Origin of the sequence: Microcoleus sp. BM001215392, from assembly GCF_036700185.1 — a bacterium.
In the GTDB taxonomy this organism is placed as follows: Bacteria; Cyanobacteriota; Cyanobacteriia; order Cyanobacteriales; family Microcoleaceae; genus Microcoleus.
This window is the reverse complement of the sequence record NZ_JAUBOJ010000014.1, coordinates 25,277-43,632: the sequence shown is the minus strand read 5'-3', so window position 1 is coordinate 43,632 and position 18,356 is coordinate 25,277. Positions and strand designations below refer to the sequence as shown.

Annotated in this window: 24 protein-coding genes; 4 read left to right on the top strand and 20 right to left on the bottom strand. The window is 45.4% G+C overall.

The window, feature by feature from the left end; all coding sequences use genetic code 11:
• Positions 1–235: 235 nt before the first annotated feature.
• Positions 236–373 (bottom strand): hypothetical protein, encoded by a 138-nt coding sequence (locus QT974_RS03320; RefSeq protein ID WP_333467097.1) that lies wholly within the window; start codon positions 371–373, stop codon positions 236–238.
• Positions 374–381: 8 nt separating this feature from the next.
• Here QT974_RS03320 and QT974_RS03315 point away from each other — a divergent pair, with 8 nt between their 5' ends.
• Positions 382–1,200 (top strand): biotin--[acetyl-CoA-carboxylase] ligase, encoded by an 819-nt coding sequence (locus QT974_RS03315; RefSeq protein ID WP_333467096.1) that lies wholly within the window; start codon positions 382–384, stop codon positions 1,198–1,200.
• Between the two features lie 145 nt (positions 1,201–1,345).
• Here QT974_RS03315 and QT974_RS03310 read toward each other — a convergent pair whose 3' ends face one another.
• Together QT974_RS03310 and pdxA are read right to left on the bottom strand one after the other, a co-directional pair.
• Positions 1,346–4,954: a BON domain-containing protein gene (locus QT974_RS03310; protein ID WP_333467095.1), complete on the bottom strand. Its 3,609-nt coding sequence runs from the start codon at positions 4,952–4,954 to the stop codon at positions 1,346–1,348.
• A gap of 123 nt (positions 4,955–5,077) precedes the next feature.
• Positions 5,078–6,142: a 4-hydroxythreonine-4-phosphate dehydrogenase PdxA gene (gene pdxA / locus QT974_RS03305; RefSeq protein ID WP_333467094.1), complete on the bottom strand. Its 1,065-nt coding sequence runs from the start codon at positions 6,140–6,142 to the stop codon at positions 5,078–5,080.
• Positions 6,143–6,694: 552 nt separating this feature from the next.
• Between pdxA and petM the strand changes: the two genes are divergently transcribed.
• From petM to QT974_RS03290, 3 genes are all read left to right on the top strand, one after another.
• Positions 6,695–6,850: a cytochrome b6-f complex subunit PetM gene (gene petM / locus QT974_RS03300; RefSeq protein ID WP_442933146.1), complete on the top strand. Its 156-nt coding sequence runs from the start codon at positions 6,695–6,697 to the stop codon at positions 6,848–6,850.
• 823 nt (positions 6,851–7,673) lie between these two features.
• Complete coding sequence (locus tag QT974_RS03295; RefSeq protein WP_333467093.1) at positions 7,674–8,651, top strand: NmrA family NAD(P)-binding protein; 978 nt, start codon at positions 7,674–7,676, stop codon at positions 8,649–8,651.
• A gap of 1 nt (position 8,652) precedes the next feature.
• Positions 8,653–9,570 (top strand): NAD(+) kinase, encoded by a 918-nt coding sequence (locus tag QT974_RS03290; RefSeq protein WP_333467092.1) that lies wholly within the window; start codon positions 8,653–8,655, stop codon positions 9,568–9,570.
• A gap of 81 nt (positions 9,571–9,651) precedes the next feature.
• Here QT974_RS03290 and QT974_RS03285 read toward each other — a convergent pair whose 3' ends face one another.
• From QT974_RS03285 to QT974_RS03210, 17 genes are all read right to left on the bottom strand, one after another.
• Positions 9,652–9,777, bottom strand: coding sequence for a hypothetical protein (locus QT974_RS03285; RefSeq protein WP_333467091.1), 126 nt, complete (start codon positions 9,775–9,777; stop codon positions 9,652–9,654).
• 25 nt (positions 9,778–9,802) lie between these two features.
• Complete coding sequence (locus QT974_RS03280; RefSeq protein WP_333467090.1) at positions 9,803–10,744, bottom strand: Fic family protein; 942 nt, start codon at positions 10,742–10,744, stop codon at positions 9,803–9,805.
• Between the two features lie 219 nt (positions 10,745–10,963).
• Complete coding sequence (locus QT974_RS03275) at positions 10,964–11,386, bottom strand: aspartyl protease family protein (protein ID WP_333467089.1); 423 nt, start codon at positions 11,384–11,386, stop codon at positions 10,964–10,966.
• Positions 11,379–11,600: a hypothetical protein gene (locus QT974_RS03270; RefSeq protein ID WP_333353752.1), complete on the bottom strand. Its 222-nt coding sequence runs from the start codon at positions 11,598–11,600 to the stop codon at positions 11,379–11,381. The genes QT974_RS03275 and QT974_RS03270 overlap by 8 nt, the downstream gene beginning before the upstream one ends.
• 148 nt (positions 11,601–11,748) lie before the next feature.
• Positions 11,749–11,991, bottom strand: coding sequence for a DUF6887 family protein (locus tag QT974_RS03265; protein WP_333467088.1), 243 nt, complete (start codon positions 11,989–11,991; stop codon positions 11,749–11,751).
• The gene (locus tag QT974_RS34705; protein WP_442933145.1) at positions 11,991–12,107 is read right to left on the bottom strand and encodes a DUF6888 family protein; all 117 of its coding nucleotides are present in this window, start codon (positions 12,105–12,107) and stop codon (positions 11,991–11,993) included. Before QT974_RS34705 ends, QT974_RS03265 begins: the two co-directional genes overlap by 1 nt.
• Positions 12,108–12,176: 69 nt before the next feature.
• Positions 12,177–12,605, bottom strand: a complete 429-nt coding sequence (locus QT974_RS03260; RefSeq protein ID WP_333467087.1) for a type II toxin-antitoxin system VapC family toxin — start codon at positions 12,603–12,605, stop codon at positions 12,177–12,179.
• Positions 12,602–12,817 carry a hypothetical protein gene (locus tag QT974_RS03255; protein ID WP_333467086.1) on the bottom strand — a complete coding sequence of 72 codons (216 nt, stop codon included), beginning with the start codon at positions 12,815–12,817 and terminating at the stop codon, positions 12,602–12,604. Before QT974_RS03255 ends, QT974_RS03260 begins: the two co-directional genes overlap by 4 nt.
• 333 nt (positions 12,818–13,150) lie before the next feature.
• The gene (locus tag QT974_RS03250; RefSeq protein ID WP_255699702.1) at positions 13,151–13,366 is read right to left on the bottom strand and encodes a YgiT-type zinc finger protein; all 216 of its coding nucleotides are present in this window, start codon (positions 13,364–13,366) and stop codon (positions 13,151–13,153) included.
• A gap of 2 nt (positions 13,367–13,368) precedes the next feature.
• A complete protein-coding gene (locus tag QT974_RS03245; protein WP_255699703.1) occupies positions 13,369–13,635 on the bottom strand; it encodes a DUF4258 domain-containing protein in 267 nt (88 codons plus the stop codon).
• Positions 13,636–13,867: 232 nt separating this feature from the next.
• Positions 13,868–14,623, bottom strand: a complete 756-nt coding sequence (locus tag QT974_RS03240) for an SDR family oxidoreductase (protein ID WP_333467085.1) — start codon at positions 14,621–14,623, stop codon at positions 13,868–13,870.
• Between the two features lie 81 nt (positions 14,624–14,704).
• The gene (locus tag QT974_RS03235; protein ID WP_333467084.1) at positions 14,705–16,255 is read right to left on the bottom strand and encodes an ATP-binding protein; all 1,551 of its coding nucleotides are present in this window, start codon (positions 16,253–16,255) and stop codon (positions 14,705–14,707) included.
• Between the two features lie 482 nt (positions 16,256–16,737).
• Positions 16,738–17,196, bottom strand: coding sequence for a GNAT family N-acetyltransferase (locus tag QT974_RS03230; RefSeq protein WP_333467083.1), 459 nt, complete (start codon positions 17,194–17,196; stop codon positions 16,738–16,740).
• A gap of 226 nt (positions 17,197–17,422) precedes the next feature.
• Positions 17,423–17,608, bottom strand: a complete 186-nt coding sequence (locus QT974_RS03225; protein ID WP_333467082.1) for a DUF5615 family PIN-like protein — start codon at positions 17,606–17,608, stop codon at positions 17,423–17,425.
• 62 nt (positions 17,609–17,670) lie between these two features.
• The gene (locus QT974_RS03220) at positions 17,671–17,757 is read right to left on the bottom strand and encodes a DUF5615 family PIN-like protein (protein WP_333467101.1); all 87 of its coding nucleotides are present in this window, start codon (positions 17,755–17,757) and stop codon (positions 17,671–17,673) included.
• Positions 17,754–17,984, bottom strand: a complete 231-nt coding sequence (locus QT974_RS03215; RefSeq protein WP_096829650.1) for a DUF433 domain-containing protein — start codon at positions 17,982–17,984, stop codon at positions 17,754–17,756. The genes QT974_RS03220 and QT974_RS03215 overlap by 4 nt, the downstream gene beginning before the upstream one ends.
• Complete coding sequence (locus tag QT974_RS03210) at positions 17,981–18,322, bottom strand: type II toxin-antitoxin system VapB family antitoxin (RefSeq protein ID WP_333467081.1); 342 nt, start codon at positions 18,320–18,322, stop codon at positions 17,981–17,983. The genes QT974_RS03215 and QT974_RS03210 overlap by 4 nt, the downstream gene beginning before the upstream one ends.
• Positions 18,323–18,356 lie beyond the last annotated feature (34 nt).

The window sequence follows — 18,356 nt, the reverse complement described above, 5'->3', positions numbered from 1 at the left end:
AAAGGAACTATTTAAATCGGGGTCTACCGCAAACTCACCTGGTCTGTCTTTACTTTTAATATTTCCACAGTTAAGATTGAAAAGTTGAAAATATAATAAAAACTGGAACAAGATTTTAATTAAGCTGTTCCACATTTAACCTGCATATTTGGGGCGGGCTAGGAGCATCGCCCCACAATAATTTTAAGATTTTTCAAAATGCCAGCTAAATGTTGTTTATTTTATTATAAGATTCTTACAGATGTAATAAAAACAAAGTAGGAAAGAAGTACGATCGCCCGAAGAGTGAAATTGCACCATCGTAAATAATTGTCGATCGCGCCCAAGCCCTAGATATATAATCCGAATGTTCCCCGACTTCTGCACGATTCAAATCAAACCTTGTCTGAATTACCCTTAATTTCCGTGCCCGCATCCCCACAACCGTACCCAAATCCCCGTCACTGGTTACACACCTTAGATACCTGTGCGAGTACCAATACCTGGGCTCATGCCCGTGCAGACCAACTGCACCACGGAGATGTAATATTTACTAAGCAGCAAACCAGCGGGCGCGGCCAACACGATCGCACCTGGCACTCCCCAAGCGGTGTTTTGACTGCGAGTTTTGTACTCGACAACCTCAATCCCAATTTGTTACCGGGACTTAGTTTAGCCGTCGGTTTGGCCGTGATTTTCGCGATGGAGGATTTGGTACCCGAATGTCGCGATATGCTGCGCCTGAAATGGCCAAACGATGTCTGGATCGATCGCCAAAAATTAGCCGGAATTCTCTGTGAAGCCTCTTCTGGCAAGACTTTCGGCACTCGCGCCGTTGTGGGAATTGGACTCAACCGCTGCGTAGATTTCGCGGCTGCGGGACTGGATGCAAGGACGATCGGCAATGCGGTAAGCTTGCATTCTATTGCCAGTAATGTGCCCGATGAACTCTGTTTGCTTGCGAGGCTGCGCCACTATTTACTCGAACTAGCCGATATGTTTTCCACCGCCGACAGGCCCGCCTCCAAGTCCGGTTTAGCCCCGCTTTTGCCCCAATTGCGCCGCCGCGATGCACTGATTGGTTGTAATGTGGCGATCGAGCTTGCGTCGGAAACTATCTGCGGAGAAGCAGCCGGGATTGACGGATGCGGCCGCTTGTTAGTATGCTTGGCGGGCGATCGAATACAAGCATTTACCTCCGGCCGAGTTCGATTAATTTAAGAGTCATTAGTAATTAGTTATTAGTTATTGGTTGTTAGTTATTGGTTATTTGTTATTTGCTAGCAATTCCCAATTTCCTCTTTAGCCTCTTTGCCCTCTTTGCCCTCTTTGGCCGATGCCCAATTCCCCATTCCCCATTCCCAATTTAATTTACCACCTCAAATATAACCAATCTGCTGAGCGACAGCGATTGATTTACCTCTACACCTTCAGGACGGCCCTTAGTTGAAGCAACTTGTATTCTACTGCCGTTTATCCCTTGTTTAACCAAAGCAGCTTTCACATTTGTCGCCCTTTCTAGCGCCAATTTTTGATTTTCCGCAGGACTACTTTTAAAATCGCTGTAGCCAATTATCCTCAAATTCTTCGTGCTATTTTTTTCCATATATTCCTTGATTTTGCTCACCTTTTCTGCTAGGTCTTTAGGCGGCAAAATAGCTGAACCCGTACTGAAATAAAGCTTAATTGCCATTGACTTTAACGGTGGTTCAGTTTCTACTGTCACTGTATTTGTTACAGACTTTACCCCCGGGATTTTCTCAAATGCTTGAGTTATTTTTAGAGCATCTGCCGCTTGACTAACGCTACCTGCAACGGTGACTTTTCCCTCTGCATAGCGAGCCGAGACATCAATGTTTTCTAGCTTATTCAAAAGAGCCGCCGTGCGCTTGACATCGGCTTCAGCTAAAACCGGATCTGGAGGTACTTCAACTGCTACAATTTTATTGTCAATTCTTAATTTGGGAGCTGTATCCTGAGCGATTTTTCCAGCTTTAGACCGCAGTTTTTGATTCGGAACGCGTCCTGAAAGCTCCAGCACTCGATCTTTAACATCTGCTGCGAGGCGATAAACCGATAACTCCGGAGCAGATTGTAAAGCTAAATTTGTATCTGCTTCTAACCTTGCTGCAATGTCGCTCCGATACTGATGAATGCCCCAAGGTACGCCAATTAAACCTAGGGCTGCTAAACCGATAATTGGTAAAATTGGTAATTTAGCAGATTTTACTTTAACGTCTGTCTCGACTATTAATTTTTGCAAATTTGAGTTTACTTCTGCCGGCACACTGGTGGGATCGCCGTTAAATGACTGAATTTGATTGCCGTATTCTTCAATAATATTTTTGAAGATGGCTCGCATTTTGTACTTAAACCACTGGCGCGTTTCTCCTTGCATCACTACTGCTAGGTAACACGAACCCGCTACTTCCAATACAATCGTAGATGTGCCATATTCTATAGCATCTATTTCGGCAATATTTCCCGACTGAACTATACAATCGTTGACAAAAGATCGAATAGCAGTCAGCATCCCCGCTACCATATCTGATTCTAGCTGTTCGCGTTCAGACTGCTGCACTTCTGCAATTATTAAGCCGGATGCTGTTTGAATTAAAAAGACAGCTTTAACCAGCAGCGGTGTTGTTTCTTTCATCAGCAATTCTGCTTCAGAAATTCCCTGGACTTTGGCTTTTATTTTGCGAGTAATTCCCTCAGGACTTAAAGATGATTCGAGTTTTTCATTGATCTCGCGCATCGTCTCAGCCATGTATTTTAAAATTGTGCTACCGATGATAGGATAGAGCGCATCTGACATCGCTTCTTGCTTGAGCACAATTTGTTGTTTGATAGCCGAGGCCATTTCCGGTGCAAGCGCCATCGCAATTTCATCGGGCGATTCACTTATGCTGTGGCTGATTCCTGTAGGAATAGCCGGGGCGATCGCTATTCCCATCGATTGCCTGTTTTCTCGGGTTCGGGTATTAATTACTTCATCAATAATCGGCGCTATTGTTTCGCTAAATGATGCTTTCGACTCATTTATTGTTTGCATCATCATTTCGGGAAAAATCTGTTTGATTGCGGATGCTAATTGTTCCCGATTGGTTCCCCATTCTGTATTGGTTATTTTGCGTTCCAGTTCCTCTACTTTACCGTTTAGTTTGTAATTATAACCTACCATTTCATCTAACAATGGTAAAATAGATTCGATTACTGATTTTTCTAGTTGAGCGTGATGGCTAACCATCAGCTCGTCAATCAAAGGTTTAAGTAAATCGGTAAACAAGTCTGTCGATTCATAAATTCGGTGTTCGATCGCCACAATCTTTTGTTCGATATTCCCGAGTCTGATCTCGATCCTTTTATCCTGAATAATGGCATCTACAGCGGGGGCGATCGCAGATTCTATCTCTAGCTTAGCTTCCTGGATGTTTCGGGACAGCATCTCTACAATCGCGGGCATGATTCTTGCCATCAATCCTTCGATTTCGGCTAAAAATTGTTGCTGAAGTTCGACAATTTTATTTTCATTATTTAATAGTTGTGCTGCAATACCGCTGTTTTGAAGAGCGGTGTTGACCAACGGGGCGATCGCCTCTTTCACCTCTAACTTTGTCTCGTCAACTTTCCGATTCAGCGACTCAATCATTAACGGCATCAACCTTGCCAGAATTTCTTCGGGTTGAGATTTTTGCTGTCGCTGAAGATTATTTAGCCTGCTTTCTACGTCGCTGAATTTTCCTTGAACTTCTCTTTGCAGAATTGCTGATTGAATCAAAGGTTCGATCGCCGCTGCTACCTCTAATCTTGATTCATCAATTTTCCGGCTCAGCAAATCAGTGATTGCTGGGATTACCATTCCCCTAATCTCTTCTGGCGTCTGGATTGGCGACTGTTGCACCGCCAGTCGGCGCTCGATGATGCTCAATACTTTTTCTTCTATTTCTACCCAAGCTATTCTGACTTGTACTGACGGTGCGACAGCTTCTACAACCTCTAATTTTAATTCACTAATTTTGCGGCTGAGCAAGTCGCTAACTATCGGCACTAGCTGCTTGATTAAATCTTCAGGCTGCTGTTGATAGCGGTGCTGAATATTTGCAACTTTATCTTCAATTTTTACTACTTTTGCTTCCAGTCCGTTTTGATTGTGAATTACTTGATTGACTGTCGGTGCGATCGCCGAAGCTATTTCTGACTTCGACTCCTCTAGCCTGCGGTTGAGCAGCTCGCCTACCACTGGCATCAGCCGCTTCATTAACTGTTCTGGCTGCGGCAGTTGCTGGTGGAACTCAGCAATTTGATTTTCCAACTCCGCTAATTTTCCCTGCAATTCTAGGCGATTAATTTGATTGTTGCTTGCTAGTTCGATCGCCTTATTTAATTCCGACTTCAACCGTTCTAATTCTTCCTTCACCAATTCCGGAATTAACGGTTTAAGTAAATTCATCAACTCTTTTGGTTCAGACATCAGATTTTCAAAGTCTTCTAACCTTTTTTCCACGCTAAAAATATTACTGTAAAATTCGGGCAAATCTCTTTCAAACAGCAGTTGCTGCAACCGCTTAAATTCCTCGACTGCTTGTTCTAACTGTTCCTCGGAGGGTCGATAATTATTTGCAGCATTCGCTGTTGTAGATAAACTAGGTTCCTGAACGTTGCTTTCTCGTGTTTGAGATGGTATCTCTTCATTGTTGTTCAATATTTCCGGTACAATCGCAGGTGATTCTATCCGAAAAGACAATTGGTTGCGCTGATTTTCTTCGTCTTCAACTCGCTCGGTAGACTTTTCTGATAGCGGTAATTTTAGCTCAACCGATCCCTTTTTTGATTTTTTCAATAACTGTAATTCTGTCAGTATGACTAGCAATTCCTGAAGTTGATCTCCAGCTTTAGGAATTGGCATATTTGGATCGGAAACCTGTTTTTGTGATTGATATATTTGGCTTGGATTATCATTAGATGCTGTCATAGTGTGTTACCAAAATCTGATTTTAACCGATCGACTAAAATGACCAGCTTGCTTGTCCCTTTGCGCGTGTGCGAATATCGATAGAAATAACAGAAATTTTGCGCAGCATCAGGCGTACTAAAGCTATGGCCCTATTTTAACTGCTGCTCTGCGACTAGCCAACTGGGCCGCCAACTGCAATGCTGCTTTCATGCTGGAGGCATCGGCAATTCCTTGACCTACAATATCAAAAGCTGTGCCGTGATCCGGAGATGTGCGTACAAAAGGCAAGCCAATTGTAGTGTTGACTGCTCGATCGAAAGCCATCAATTTTACAGGAATCAAGCCTTGGTCGTGATACATTGCCAAGTAACCGTCGTGAGCTTGTTTGGCTAAACCGTACCAAACTTTAGCTGGTTTTACCCACATGGTATCTGGGGGTATTGGCCCGTCTAACTGCACTTGAGGAAAACGATCGCGCTGCGTTTCCAACCAAGGTATCATCCAGGAAAGCTCTTCCTTTCCCAGTTTGCCATTTTCACCGCTGTGAGGATTTAAGCCAGAAATCGCAATTTTCGGTCTTTCCAGTCCAAAATCTTCCCGCAAACACTCTACCAGCAATTCGAGTTTTTCGCTCAGCAATTCTGGATTCAAAGCATCCGGTACTTGGCGCAGGGAAATATGTGTGGTGGCGAGTAAAGTTACCAGCGTCCAGCCGCTGTGTGGAGATGTGGCGGCAAACAGCATTCCGAAACGCTCAGATTTCGCTCTTTCTGCCAGAAGTTCTGTTTGTCCGGGATAGTTGTAACCGGCCGCCTGCCAACAAGTCTTGGAAATTGGGCCGGTGACGATCGCCGAGAATTCACCCGCAAGGGTACGGGCGATCGCCTTTTCCATATACTCAAAGCTAGCCGCCCCGCTAGCAGCACTCCCGATACCCGGGACAATTGCTCCCCACTTGCTGTCTGGTTCGATATCAACAATATTTAATGTTGCCGGATTTGCCGCCGCAGCCGCCGTCGATGTCGATCGCAATTTGTCGTAAGTTTGCTGCAAAATCGTCGAGGAGCCGAAAACCGTCACCATCAAAGCAGCAGCGGGATCGGCCAAAGCCTTGAGAATCACTTCCGGGCCTATTCCCGCCGGATCTCCCAGAGTGACAGCTAGTTTTGATTCCCGATCGAGACTCAAGGCAGTTCTCTCCCACAAAATACAGGAATTTGGGCACTAAAATTTTAGCATTTCGCCGACAAATTTCTCCTAAATCGCCTAAAAATGCCGAAAACCCCGCGTATCGGTGACTGGCGAACGTCAAAGCAGCCAGATTAACACAGGCTGTGAAGTTTTGCGATGGCGATCGTTGATCGAAGGTAACTTGATACAGTAAAATACCTAACATGGCATAACCTGTAACACTGTTGATACGTTAAAGCGCGATCGACAAGTGGAACGATTGGTCAAGAAGTAGTAATCTCAAATGGGATACCCAGCCAGTATCAACTGTGTTAGGTCGAGCTTGCGCCTGACCCAGAAACCAGCACAACTAAAATTTTCGAGCCAAAAGTAGGGCGGGACACGCCCAAACTCTAGGCTTGTATCCTAGTAAGCTTGATTGAGATGAACCTGCACAGATTGTCTGAACTAGACTGTTTGATTGGTACTTGGGTACGGTTAAATAGTTGATAAATTGCTCGCAAGAGACAGCTAATTTTAATGTAAGTCGCGCTCAATTAAGAATCCCCGTTGATGAGATAGCGGGTAATGTCAAATTATGTTTATTTAATTTGCAATCGTCAAGGAACTCTAAAACAAATGAATCCTGAATTTATCACTGCTGCATTTTTGTCTTTTTCCCTAATTTTCGTCGGTATCGGTGGAGGCTTCCTGCTGCTGAAACTCCAAGGCGGCGAAGAGTAAGTTATCATTCCGGACGCAGAAACCGGGTTGGTCTCACAAAAAATCTGGCGCAGCACGGGCTAGATCGGAAAAACCCAGTTTCTGCAAATTTGGTGCCGCATCAACTGAGTGATGTGAAGTACCCACCGTCAAGCGGATTACCGCTATGACGGAGGCTTCCTGTTTCAACCGCCGCCGCCTCGACACAAGCGGTGCTTATGTTTCGGTCTTACGCTGCGTAAGCGAGGTTTGACAAGCCGTCTTGCCCTGACTCTCACACCGCTTGCACGATGTCCAGGCAGCAGCCCTCCTTCCGAAGGCAGAAATGTTTTATTCGGAAACTTACTTGGCGTTTGATTTGTCCAGTGGCGGATTTCATTTAGTGGATAGTGCGCTAGTGCTGACGCTTGCTCAATTGCAACGGCCTTTTAGACGCTCCACAAGGTTATCAACCTCCAAACCTATTATACCAATTCTCGAAATGTTTGTAATGTATTTGTTCGTCGGGTACGACTCACAGGCCTTTGATCCCCCACTAACCGAGTAGGGTATAGTGGGGGAATTCCCGTCTGCTTTGTTAAACACAAGTTGGCTAAGACAGAAAAAGTATCAAGCCCCAAAGCAAAATTTTTACCAGCAGATGTTGAATACGTAGAGTGTTCCGAAATTTTTTCTTGACTTTTGTCTGGCGGGCGCCGGACACCTCGGGCCTTCGACCTGATGCCTGTTGGCGGGGCGATCGCTTAATGAGACGATTTCAGGTTTTTGTTAAGTTTTTATAAAAAACTGAGAAACACCTGATACTATTGTATAGAAAGTTTAAGATTCATAAATAAATCCCTAGATGACTTTATTGATTGTAGGTGCCACCGGCACTCTCGGCCGCCAAATAGCCCGCCGCGCCCTAGACGAGGGCTACCAGGTGCGCTGCTTAGTCAGAAGTTACCGAAAAGCTGCCTTTTTGAAAGAATGGGGCGCTGAACTTGTACCGGGGAACCTTTGTCAGCCAGACAGCTTGATTCCGGCACTAGAAGGCGTCACTGCTATCATTGATGCAGCAACAGCCAGTGCAGCCGATTCTGTCAGCATCAAAAGAGTAGACTGGGACGGAAAAGTATCGCTGATTCAAGCAGCAGCAGCAGCAGGTGTCAAGCGTTACATCTTCTTCTCATTTCTCGACGCCGAGAAATATACCCAAGTCCCCTTGTTGGAAATTAAGCGCTGTACCGAGCTGTTTTTAGCAGAATCAGGTTTAGATTACACAATCTTGAGACCTTGCGGATTTTTGCAAGGACTGCTAAGCCTGTACGCAATGCCGATTTTGGACGGTCAGGGAGTCTGGCTCCCCAACAAGCCGTCAGCCCTTGCTTACATGAACACTCAGGACGTTGCTAAATTTGCCGTCCGAGCTCTTTCTGTTCCCGAAACCGTCAAGAAAACCTTTCCGGTGGTGGGAAATCGCGCTTGGGATGCTGAGGAAATAGTGCGTTTGTGCGAGCGGCTATCCGGGAAGACAGCCAAAATTACGCGCACCCCTGATGCCTTGTTGCAGGCTACTCGTCAATTTGCTAAGTTCTTTCAGTGGAGTTGGAACGTAGCTGACAGATTGGCTTTTTCAGAAGTTTTAGCAGCCGGAAAACCCTTGAAAGCTCCGATGGATGAGGTTTACAGCGTCTTCGGAATCGACCCCAAAGAAACTACTACTTTGGAGTCTTATCTCGAAGAATACTTTAATCTGATTATGAAGAAGCTCAAGGAAATAGAGTACGAGCAGCTTAAGACTAAAAAACGGAGTAAACAAAAAATGCCCTTTACTTTTTAAAGTGCCGAAAGCTGGAATTATATACAACGATGTTAAACCTGTGGCTTGTCGCATTGCCGCAGAGTTGCAAGACAAGCTGACAGCCCGCGGCTGGGAGGTCTGCTCGGTTTCTGGTTCAGGAGGAATTCTCGGCTATTCTAGCCCCGATCGCCCGATGTGCCATACCCCGATCGACCAACTCGTCCCCCCCGGTTTTGACAGCGACATGGAGTTTGCAGTGGTTTTGGGCGGCGACGGTACGGTGCTGTCGGCATTTCGCCAAGTTGCTCCGATCGGAGTGCCGCTGCTGACTGTCAATACCGGTCACATGGGCTTTTTAACAGAAACTTACCTGAACTTGCTGCCGCAAGCTTTGGAAAAGGCGATCGCCGGAGAATACGAAATCGAAGAAAGGTCAATGCTGGCGGTGCGGCTGTTTCGAGAAAACGACTGTCTCTGGGAAGCGCTTTGTCTCAATGAAATGGTGCTGCACCGCGAACCGCTGACTTGTATGTGTCATTTTGAAGTGGCGATCGGGCAGCACGCATCTGTGGACATTGCCGCAGATGGGGTAATTATCTCAACTCCGACAGGATCGACGGCTTACGCCCTTTCTGCCGGCGGCCCTGTAATTATTCCGGGAGTGCCAGTGTTGCAGTTAGTCCCTCTTTGCCCGCATTCAATGGCTTCGCGCGCCTTGGTGTTTAGCAACACCGAGCCGGTGAAGATTTTGCCTGCGAGTCCGAACCGCCTGGTAATGGTGGTAGACGGGAACGGCGGATGTTACGTTCTGCCGGAAGATTGGGTACAAATAGAGCGATCGCCCTACAAAGCCCGCTTCGTGAGGGTGCAGCCTTTTGAATATTTCCACATTTTGCGGGAAAAATTAGGTTGGGGCTTGCCTCACATTGCTAAACCCAGTTCGGTTGAATTGCCTTAATAGTTGTTGGTAATTAGCGGAGTGTAGCGGAGGATTAAAGTCCCGTCCTTTTAGGGCGGCTTTTTCTTCGCGTTCAGGTTTCTAAGCTTTTATGCACCATAAGGCTCGATCGGAATCTCCTACGGAATCCTTAATTCTCGATCGAGATTCCGAACCATTTCCAAACTCAGGCAGCGTTTGCGAGATAGTGTTGGTACGCAGCAACATTTTTGTTTAACATCCCACCCATTACCTATTCCCCATTCCCTAAACCACCGCTGCGATCGAGAAAATCAGTAATCTCCTGATAAAAAGCCTGTCCCTTTCCCCTGCTGCTACTTGCAGTCACCAATAATCTTAAAACTTCCACAAGCGAACTAATCGTAGCATCAAAAATCAATGCAAAAAGCTGGCTTAAATCATCTTGGTTTTGTTGCCCGTAGGCTAAAGCATTAATATAATCATTGCGGATTTGGTTGTCAATCACCACAATCGGATAGCCTGCACGGATTAAGAGTAAATTCATTAATAATCTAGCGCTTCGACCATTCCCATCGCGAAAAGGATGGATAGAAACAAAACGATAATGAGCCATAGTCGCATATTCGACTGGATGCAGATTTAAGGCAGATTCTGAATTCAGCCATATCGCAAAATCTCTCATTAATTGAGATAGTAAATAATGGGCAGGATAACGATAATTCGTTCCTGCCGCCATTACATCCAGAGTGCGATAACTACCCGCTTCATCAGGGTTAATTTTGCGAAGAATCAGATTGTGAATTTGCTTAATTTCCCATTCATTAATCTCCGTAGCCCTTTGGGCTAAATTTTCAATATAATCGATCGCCTCCTTATGTCCAATAACTTCTAAATGTTCGTCAAGGGTTTTGCCCCCCACAGTAATGCCCTTCGTTAAAACTAATTCCGTTTCACTTTGGGTTAAAGTATTACCCTCAATAGCATTTGAATTATAAGTAAAGCGAACATCATAGAGCTTTTTGAGTTCGGCGACGAGGGTGGAATCGAACGGTTTAAACCCATCTAGCCAAGCTTTTAGTTTATCGATTCGTTCTAATTTCAGCCGATAATTCATGATTAAATAGTTGTCGATCGAAGAGGTTAATGAAAATTCCTTTTGTTGACCTAAAATAATTACCTTTTGAATGAATTTCTCGTATAGTTGAGTTTCCATCTTTGAAAATACTCCCCCATTCCCTCAAACGACACTTCAATCACCAACTCCTCATAAAATCCACGAATCAGGCGATCGTTCTCCTGCATTGTGCGATCGAAGCGTCTCTATTTATTCTACCAATTTTCTGATTTGTCAAACTCGCGATCGAGCTTCCGAATCATCTCCAAGGTCAGGAAGCGTTTGGGAGATAACGATATAGTGGGAGTGCCTTCATTTCTATTCACTGTGCTTGGGACGGATTTCAAATTCTGAACGCGCCCGGAAGAAACAGACCTCAAACTCGAAGAAGAAATTAGCTTGCCCCAAAATCAAAGGTACATTGGTTGCTTGTGTCCAGGCAAATGCCAGGTTAAGCGTTGGGAATGAGCTAACTCGACCTTTGACAACGACTGCGCGGGCTTCAAATCGAGCCAAATTCCCAGCCAATACGACTGAGAGTGTCTCATTTTCCCAGACTAAGCCCAGTTGTAGTCCTAACTCGTAGGGCAAAACATTAACGCTTGCGCCTGTATCTAATAAGCCCTCAACGTTCAAGGATCGATCGTTCAGGCTGAGTTTCAATGGCAGATACGGCATTCGATCGACCATGCCAAGACTGCTGTCAATGATTTTGTAGGGAAATCTCTCAGCGTCAATCATTCTGTTCTTGTTGTTTTGTTGCCAGAAGATTCATTAAAACATTGGCAGCCTCAGAGCAATTGTAAGGCGACCAGACCGGATACTCTCGATCGGCAACAAAAAAGTTTGTTGCATCTTCTTCTTTGACCAGTTCTGTTGCCAGAAACTGCATCAGCCGCAGCTTGTCAATTTTTGAAAGTTCCTGGACTTGTGACATAAGTTCAGTCAATGGCATTTGAAAATCTCCTCGTTTGAGGTTTGGTGAAAAGATTGGATCTACTAGCTTGTTGCATGGTGTGCGATCGCAGCGTATCTATTGATTCTACCAATTTTCTGATTTGTCAAACTCTCGATCGAGCTTCCGAATCATCTCCAAGGTGACTCTATTCCGTCCGTTCCACTGTGCTGTTAGCTGGCTGGCTACTACGCGATGCTTCTAATTTCTGCCGAATTGCGGCCTGAATTTTTGCGTCAAAATCGGGATCGCTTGGGCTTGCAATTATTGATTTCGGACGCTGACTGAACCTGTCTAAATATGCCTGACAAGCAGCTCGATCTTGGCGATTTTCCAGAAAGTACCGTCTCAATTCGGCATCGCTCATAGCCTCAAAATTCACTTGGCTCATCAGAATACCTCCCCATTCGGTACAATTTCAAACTCAAGGTCTTCACCATATCCAGCTAGAACGTATACATTTCGAGTACGACGATCGATACAAACCAGATGAATCGGTTGCAACATGATGAACGTTTGTATGAAGGCATGAATATTCGAGAGGCAACGGGATTGACGACTATTTCTACTGACGCTTTAAACTGTCCAATCTTCGATCGATAACCCTGTTACTTTACCAAAATCTCTATGATTACGGGTTAACAAAATCAACCCACGGAACATTGCAATTGCCGCGATCCGAGCATCCATTTTTGCCAGTTGAATCCGTTGTGACTGCAATCGATCGAATGTTGTAGCGGCACCTGCATCGAATGAGACAAGGGGCAACACTTTGAAGTCACTAACGAGCCGCGCCATCATTGTATACCCTTTCACTACGTCATCCGGGTTACGAGCACGATTAATATAAGCGTGACAGCCAAGCATCTGTTCGTGAAACGTTACAGTCGATACGGCAAAATCTGATAGCGGGTACGTCGCCATGCGCGTCGAAAGGTTGCTAAAATCTATCCCTGCTTGACGTTGAAGAATACTCAGATGATCTGTATCCAGTAAATATTTCATAGCTCATCTTGAGCTTCGAGGAGAGACTCATCCCCTTCGCGAATCGCTCGTCCATAGGCAAGTAGCTCCTCAAAGGCAGGTTCATCTTTGAAAGACCCTATAATTTGTTGCAACCAATTCGTCGGTCCAGATGCCACAATTTGCTTCTGCAACTGGGCGATCGCTGCTTCCACTGCTGCAAGCCGTTCCTCTAAAGAAGTGTTAGTTGCCATTTGCGTTTCCTAAAAAGTTGGAGATGCTGGCTTGTCGCATGGGAGCGATCGCTAGCATTTGTTTATTCTACCAAATCGACCTTCCGAATCATCTCCAAAGTCAGGCAATGTTTACGAGATAACGTTCGCGCTCACCGGACGTAAATAACCTTTGCCATTAACCCACCATATTAGAACGTTCCAGTGCAGCGCGATTGTTATATAGCTAAGCTGTTACGCATTTAAAATGGTATTGTAGGGTGCGTCAGCCGGCAGCGTTTTCCTTGGTCTTTGGGGCTATCTAGCTGACGCACCATACAAGCCTCGTTAGTGGTTTAAATGCGTAACAGCTTACTACGATAACTGACCAACTAACGTCGCAGTCTCTCGATCTAAACCGACTAATGCTTCCTGGATCAAATCAACTTCGCGGGCTTCAAATAAAACCTCGCCACATTGATCGCAAACCCACGCTGGAATGTTGTCCCATGACACACGATAACCATTTCGATCGATCGTGAATGGGGCGGTTCCGCGTCGCATTTTAGCTCTACAGCACAAGCATTCCATTCTTACAGTCTCCCTCTAAAATCCGGTGTCCATTGGCTGGGATCGGGCAGATATGCCGTAATGATAGCTAAATATTCGTCTTTCGGGGCACACACCACATGAATTGCTCGATCATCTCGCCCAAGCCCTAACATGAGACAACTATGACCTCTTGCATCCTCTGGGTAATCTTCGATCGCTTCGCCTGTCCTAACCACCGCTTCAACCTCAGTAGTTGCAATCATTCGATCTGGGCGGGACATTTGCCGGATCGTATGAGGTAGAAACAATAAGCGCTTACTTGCCGCTTCTCGTACCTGCTCCAAGATGTCATCAGCCAATTTCTATTTACCCAATTAGATCGAAGTATATCTATTTATTTTACCAATTTTCTGATTTGTCAAACTCGCGATCGAGGTTCCGAATCATCTCCAAAGTCATACAGCATTTGCGAGATAACGACCTCCTTTTAGCTTGGGCATTGCCTTAAGCACCAGCCTAAGAAACCTCACGTTCTCAAGGTTACTGAAGACCACCATTACTGTAAAGCAGTTGCCTGTTGATCCATCCCCCTTCTTTGGAACAGAGAAATCTGACTAGATTAGCGCAGTCCTGTGGCATACCTACACGATCCAATAGAGTTATGGATTGCACATCAGTTTTGAGTGCTTCAGACATCCAGCCAGTATCAGTCGCACCTGGATTTATCACGTTCGCAGTGATGCCCAGCGACCTAAATTCCTGCGCCGAAGCAAGTACGATCCGATCCATAGCACCCTTGCTGGCACCATAGGGGAGATTGCCTGCCGTATGGTCGCTGGTGATCGCAACAATACGACCAGATCCAGTTTCCCCTCGGAATCTCTGACCAAACTCTTTTATCAATAGCCAAGTAGCACGGGCATTGACCGCAAAGTGTAAGTCAAAGCTCTCAACTGATGTGGATAGAATATCACTATCAACTGAATGGCAATGAGCAATAACCATTGCCGTAACGTCTCCCAGGTCGTGTTCAACAATATCGAATATGCGCGAAGCAGAATCAGTCAAGGATAAATCAACCTCGATCGCTGTCGATCGCACACCGAATTGCTCAAGTTTGTGGCAAAGTGACTGAACCTCTTTCGGATCGCTGCCCCAAGGCATTGACGCATCGTATGGCTGCCAATAGGTCAGAGCGACATCCCAGCCTGATTTTGCTAATTCTTCGGCAATTGATGATCCGATGCCAATAGTCCGACTTGCACCAGTTATAAGAACTATTGGTCGCTGGGTCATACATTTCTCCACAAGTAAGAATGATAAGTCGATCGCACACCCTGGACGATCGGCAAAATCGAGACACTCATTATAACTTCTTCACGCACGAATCACTGTAATTAACCGACCCATCGGGCTAGTCTGAATTTCAGTTTTCAGTCGTTCTTCTAATTCAAGCGCATTCTCGCGCCGATCGAATATCATCAACCAACCCGAATCTTGTCCCAATCGAGCCAAATACCCATCCAACTGTTCCAACCCTTTACTCAAGGGATCGACTTTCCGAGTCCGCCAAACTTTCAGTTCAATGCCTAATGTGACCTCACCATAACGCAAACACAAATCCATGCGATCGCGCCCGATCGCATATTCCCGCTCCAATGTTCCCCCACCATTAATCACCCGATGCAGAAACGCCATCAACACTAAATGCGGTGCAATTTCGGGATAAGACGCACTTTTGAGTAACGGTTCGCCATGTTGCAGCCAAAATTCCAGAAAAGTTTTGAGTAACGCTTGCGTGTCTAATTTGCCGACCTCAGTCAACCAACTCGGTGCAATTTGTGGTAAAGAAGCCATTGGCGTTACGGTGAGCACGCGCGGCAAAACTTCCCGATAAATTGGATTAGCGATCGTCAATCCACCCTGAACATCCATCTTGCACAAACCCAAATCGATTAAAAACTGAATATCATCATTGGGGATATTGCCCAGTTCCAAACCCGCCAACATCGGCTCGATAATGGCTTTGACTCGATTTTCTCTAAGTCGTTCAGCTAAACTATCCAAATGCGTATCTTGCCGTTTGATTAAAATCTCTTTAGCTTCTAAAATATGTTCTGTGGTAATTTCTATAGATTCATCGGTCACTAATTCTTCTACAATTTCCTTAGCTAAAGCATTCACCAACCAAGGTTGTCCTTGAGTCAGTTCAAAAGCTAAGGCTACGGCTTCAGGTGTAAAAACTTGTCCGGTATCTTGGGTATGTTGCGCGTAGAGTTCTGCGACTTCTGAGGCATTAAAATCTCTCAGCGTAATCGATCGCACTTTAATATTAAACGGACTGGATGTATTTAGGCGATCGCTACCACCCGCAGCCACTTTGTAATCGCGAACATCCCGCAAACCGATTAAGCCCACCGATTGCGGAAACGCACGAGGACGAGAGGGATAACCATTGCGTAATTGACGCAAAACCGATAGCAATACTTCATTTTGGAGCGAATCAATTTCATCGATGAAGATTGCTAAAGGGCGAGGTGAAGTTTGTGCCCACTGCCGCAAGGTTTCTTCAATTCCTTGTCCCACCTCCATTTCTTGTTTTGGTGGTGGCTGGAGTTCCGGTGGCAAATAGACTCGCGCCTCACTTCGCCAAGAACTTAAGATTGCCGCTTGGGCTTGTTGTGGATTGTCATTAAAGGGCGAACCTAACTCTACTGAAACCACGATCGCAGTGTACTGTCCGCTATCGGTGAGTTGCTTGGCTAAAGCCAGCATGGCCGTGGTTTTTCCTACTTGTCGGGGTGCATGGATGACGAAATAGCTGCGTTGAGCGATTAATCGTTCTAAACCGGGTAAGCGCACCGTGGGGGACAGTGCGTAATGAATGTCTTCTTGGCACGGGCCTGCGGTATTGAAGTGGCGCGGCATAGGTCAACTGGGGCGAATGGGGCTGCTCTCAGTTTACTTTACTGTTGTTGGAATGGCGTTCTATTGTTGTTAAGTGGGGTTTGTACCGACTCATCGGGTGGAAATGAGAATCTTAGGCGGAATTATTAATTCTCGATCGAGCTTCCGAATCATCTCCAAAGTCAAACAGCGTTTGCGAGATAACGGACTTGAATTGAGCGGACGGACTTGCATTTTGAAGCAAAACTGATCGTGTAAGCCTCCGTTCCGCTCCAATGAATAGTTAGACCAGTGCGGTACAGCGACCTAAACTATTGTTGCTATTTTACTGCCAGTGTGATGTCTTTTGAATAACTTGATGAGGGCGATGGCCCCACCACCCCAGCAACAAAACTGTACAACCGCATACCAAAAAACACACCACTTAAATAAGCAATAAAATTAAAAATGGACTGGACAAAAAACTGGAAACCGCTGGCGGAGCGTTCCTCTTGAGCAAGTGGTTAGCCATGAAGTTGCTTGCTATAGGTATAAAAAATCTCATCTCGTTCCCAACCCAGAGACTCGTAAAGCGACTGGGCTGGAAAATTGGTTTTTGCAGTTGTCAGATCCATCCGAGCAAAACCATTCTGGGTGGCATATCTTTGGGCCGTGCGAAGCAATGCTTCACCGACCCCAGACTTTCGAGCTTTAGGCTGAACAAACAGGTCGTACAAGATACAGATTGGCGCAGCAATGACAGAGCAAAATGTTGAATACAACTGGCAAAAACCTAATAATTCAAAAGCCTCATTTTCTGCGACAAGAATAACTGACTCATTCTTTTCAATTCGGTCATGAATAAATTTTGTGGCTAATTGAGGATCAGCGTCTCGATCGTAAAATTGGCGATATGCATCGAAAAGCATGGCAACTGCTTCGATGTCCTTTGATGTAGCAATTCTTGTTAAAGGTTTGATCATTGTATAGGAAAAGAACAGGATTAAGGTCTAACTTATAATAATTATATCGCACTTGCGGTACAATACTGAGTATAGCCGTATAATACCGCAGATTGAGGATGTATTTCAACTCCTTCTTACTCCCCATCAGAATCTCCTTTCCTACAGCAAGTTCGCCGCACACTTCGGCTCAAACATATGACCCGTCGTACCGAAAAAAGCTATTTTTATTATATTTTAGATTACATTATGATAAAGCAAGCAGCGATAAATTCTCGTCTTCATAAAATAACTCGATCGCGTTGAACTCCCGACGCAGCAAATTTTCAATTTGCAATGTCGAACAGTTTCCAAGGCGAAGCCAAATAACTTTCGGTGGATTCCCAAATACTAAGCTCAGGTCGTGCATATCCGCATCTTTCGAGACAATCATCAAATTATTGTATGAATGCATAATCCCAAACTATTGGGTCGATCGTTGCTTTCATTCCCACATCAAAGGACGTGAAGCGAATTTGGGAAAACATCGCTCAAACGATTCGGCAACTTGGGCGACAAGTTTTCATCAAAAAGTAATTTCATGCGGATAAGGTCGCAGTCATAAACCGACGCTCGCGGTCAGCAGCATAAGCTATACAAGCTTTTAAATCTTCTCGCGTCAAATCGGGAAAATCGTCGAGAATTTCTGCTTCAGTCATCTCGGAAGCCAGGTACTCAAGCACTTCATAAACCGTAATTCGCAAGCCGCGTACACAAGGCTTACCACCGCGTTTATTTGCTTCGATCGTGATGTGGTCTCGGTAGTTCATAAGAAACACTCGGTAATACTATTTTTCTGTGAAGCTACATAGAATGTATCCTTACCCCATGCGTCTTTGCGAATGTCGTCTAGGGTGATATTTTTTTCTTCCCAGATTCCGGCTACCTCAAAAAAGGATTGTTCTCGATCGGAGTCATCATCCGTTCTCATGCAATCGAGGTCGCCGTCCCAGGCGAGTTTACCCCGTAGCGCCCGGAGGTTCTGTTGGTTTTTCATTTGGATCAACAGGTTCAGAGCCAGTTCGACAACTTCTTGTTGTGCTGTGAGTCCAGTCGCCTGAAGCGCATTAGTGATGAGGGAGCTATCGATTTCGATCGTGCTTTTCATAGGTGTTTTTGGGGTGAGTTTTATCGATCGCGCT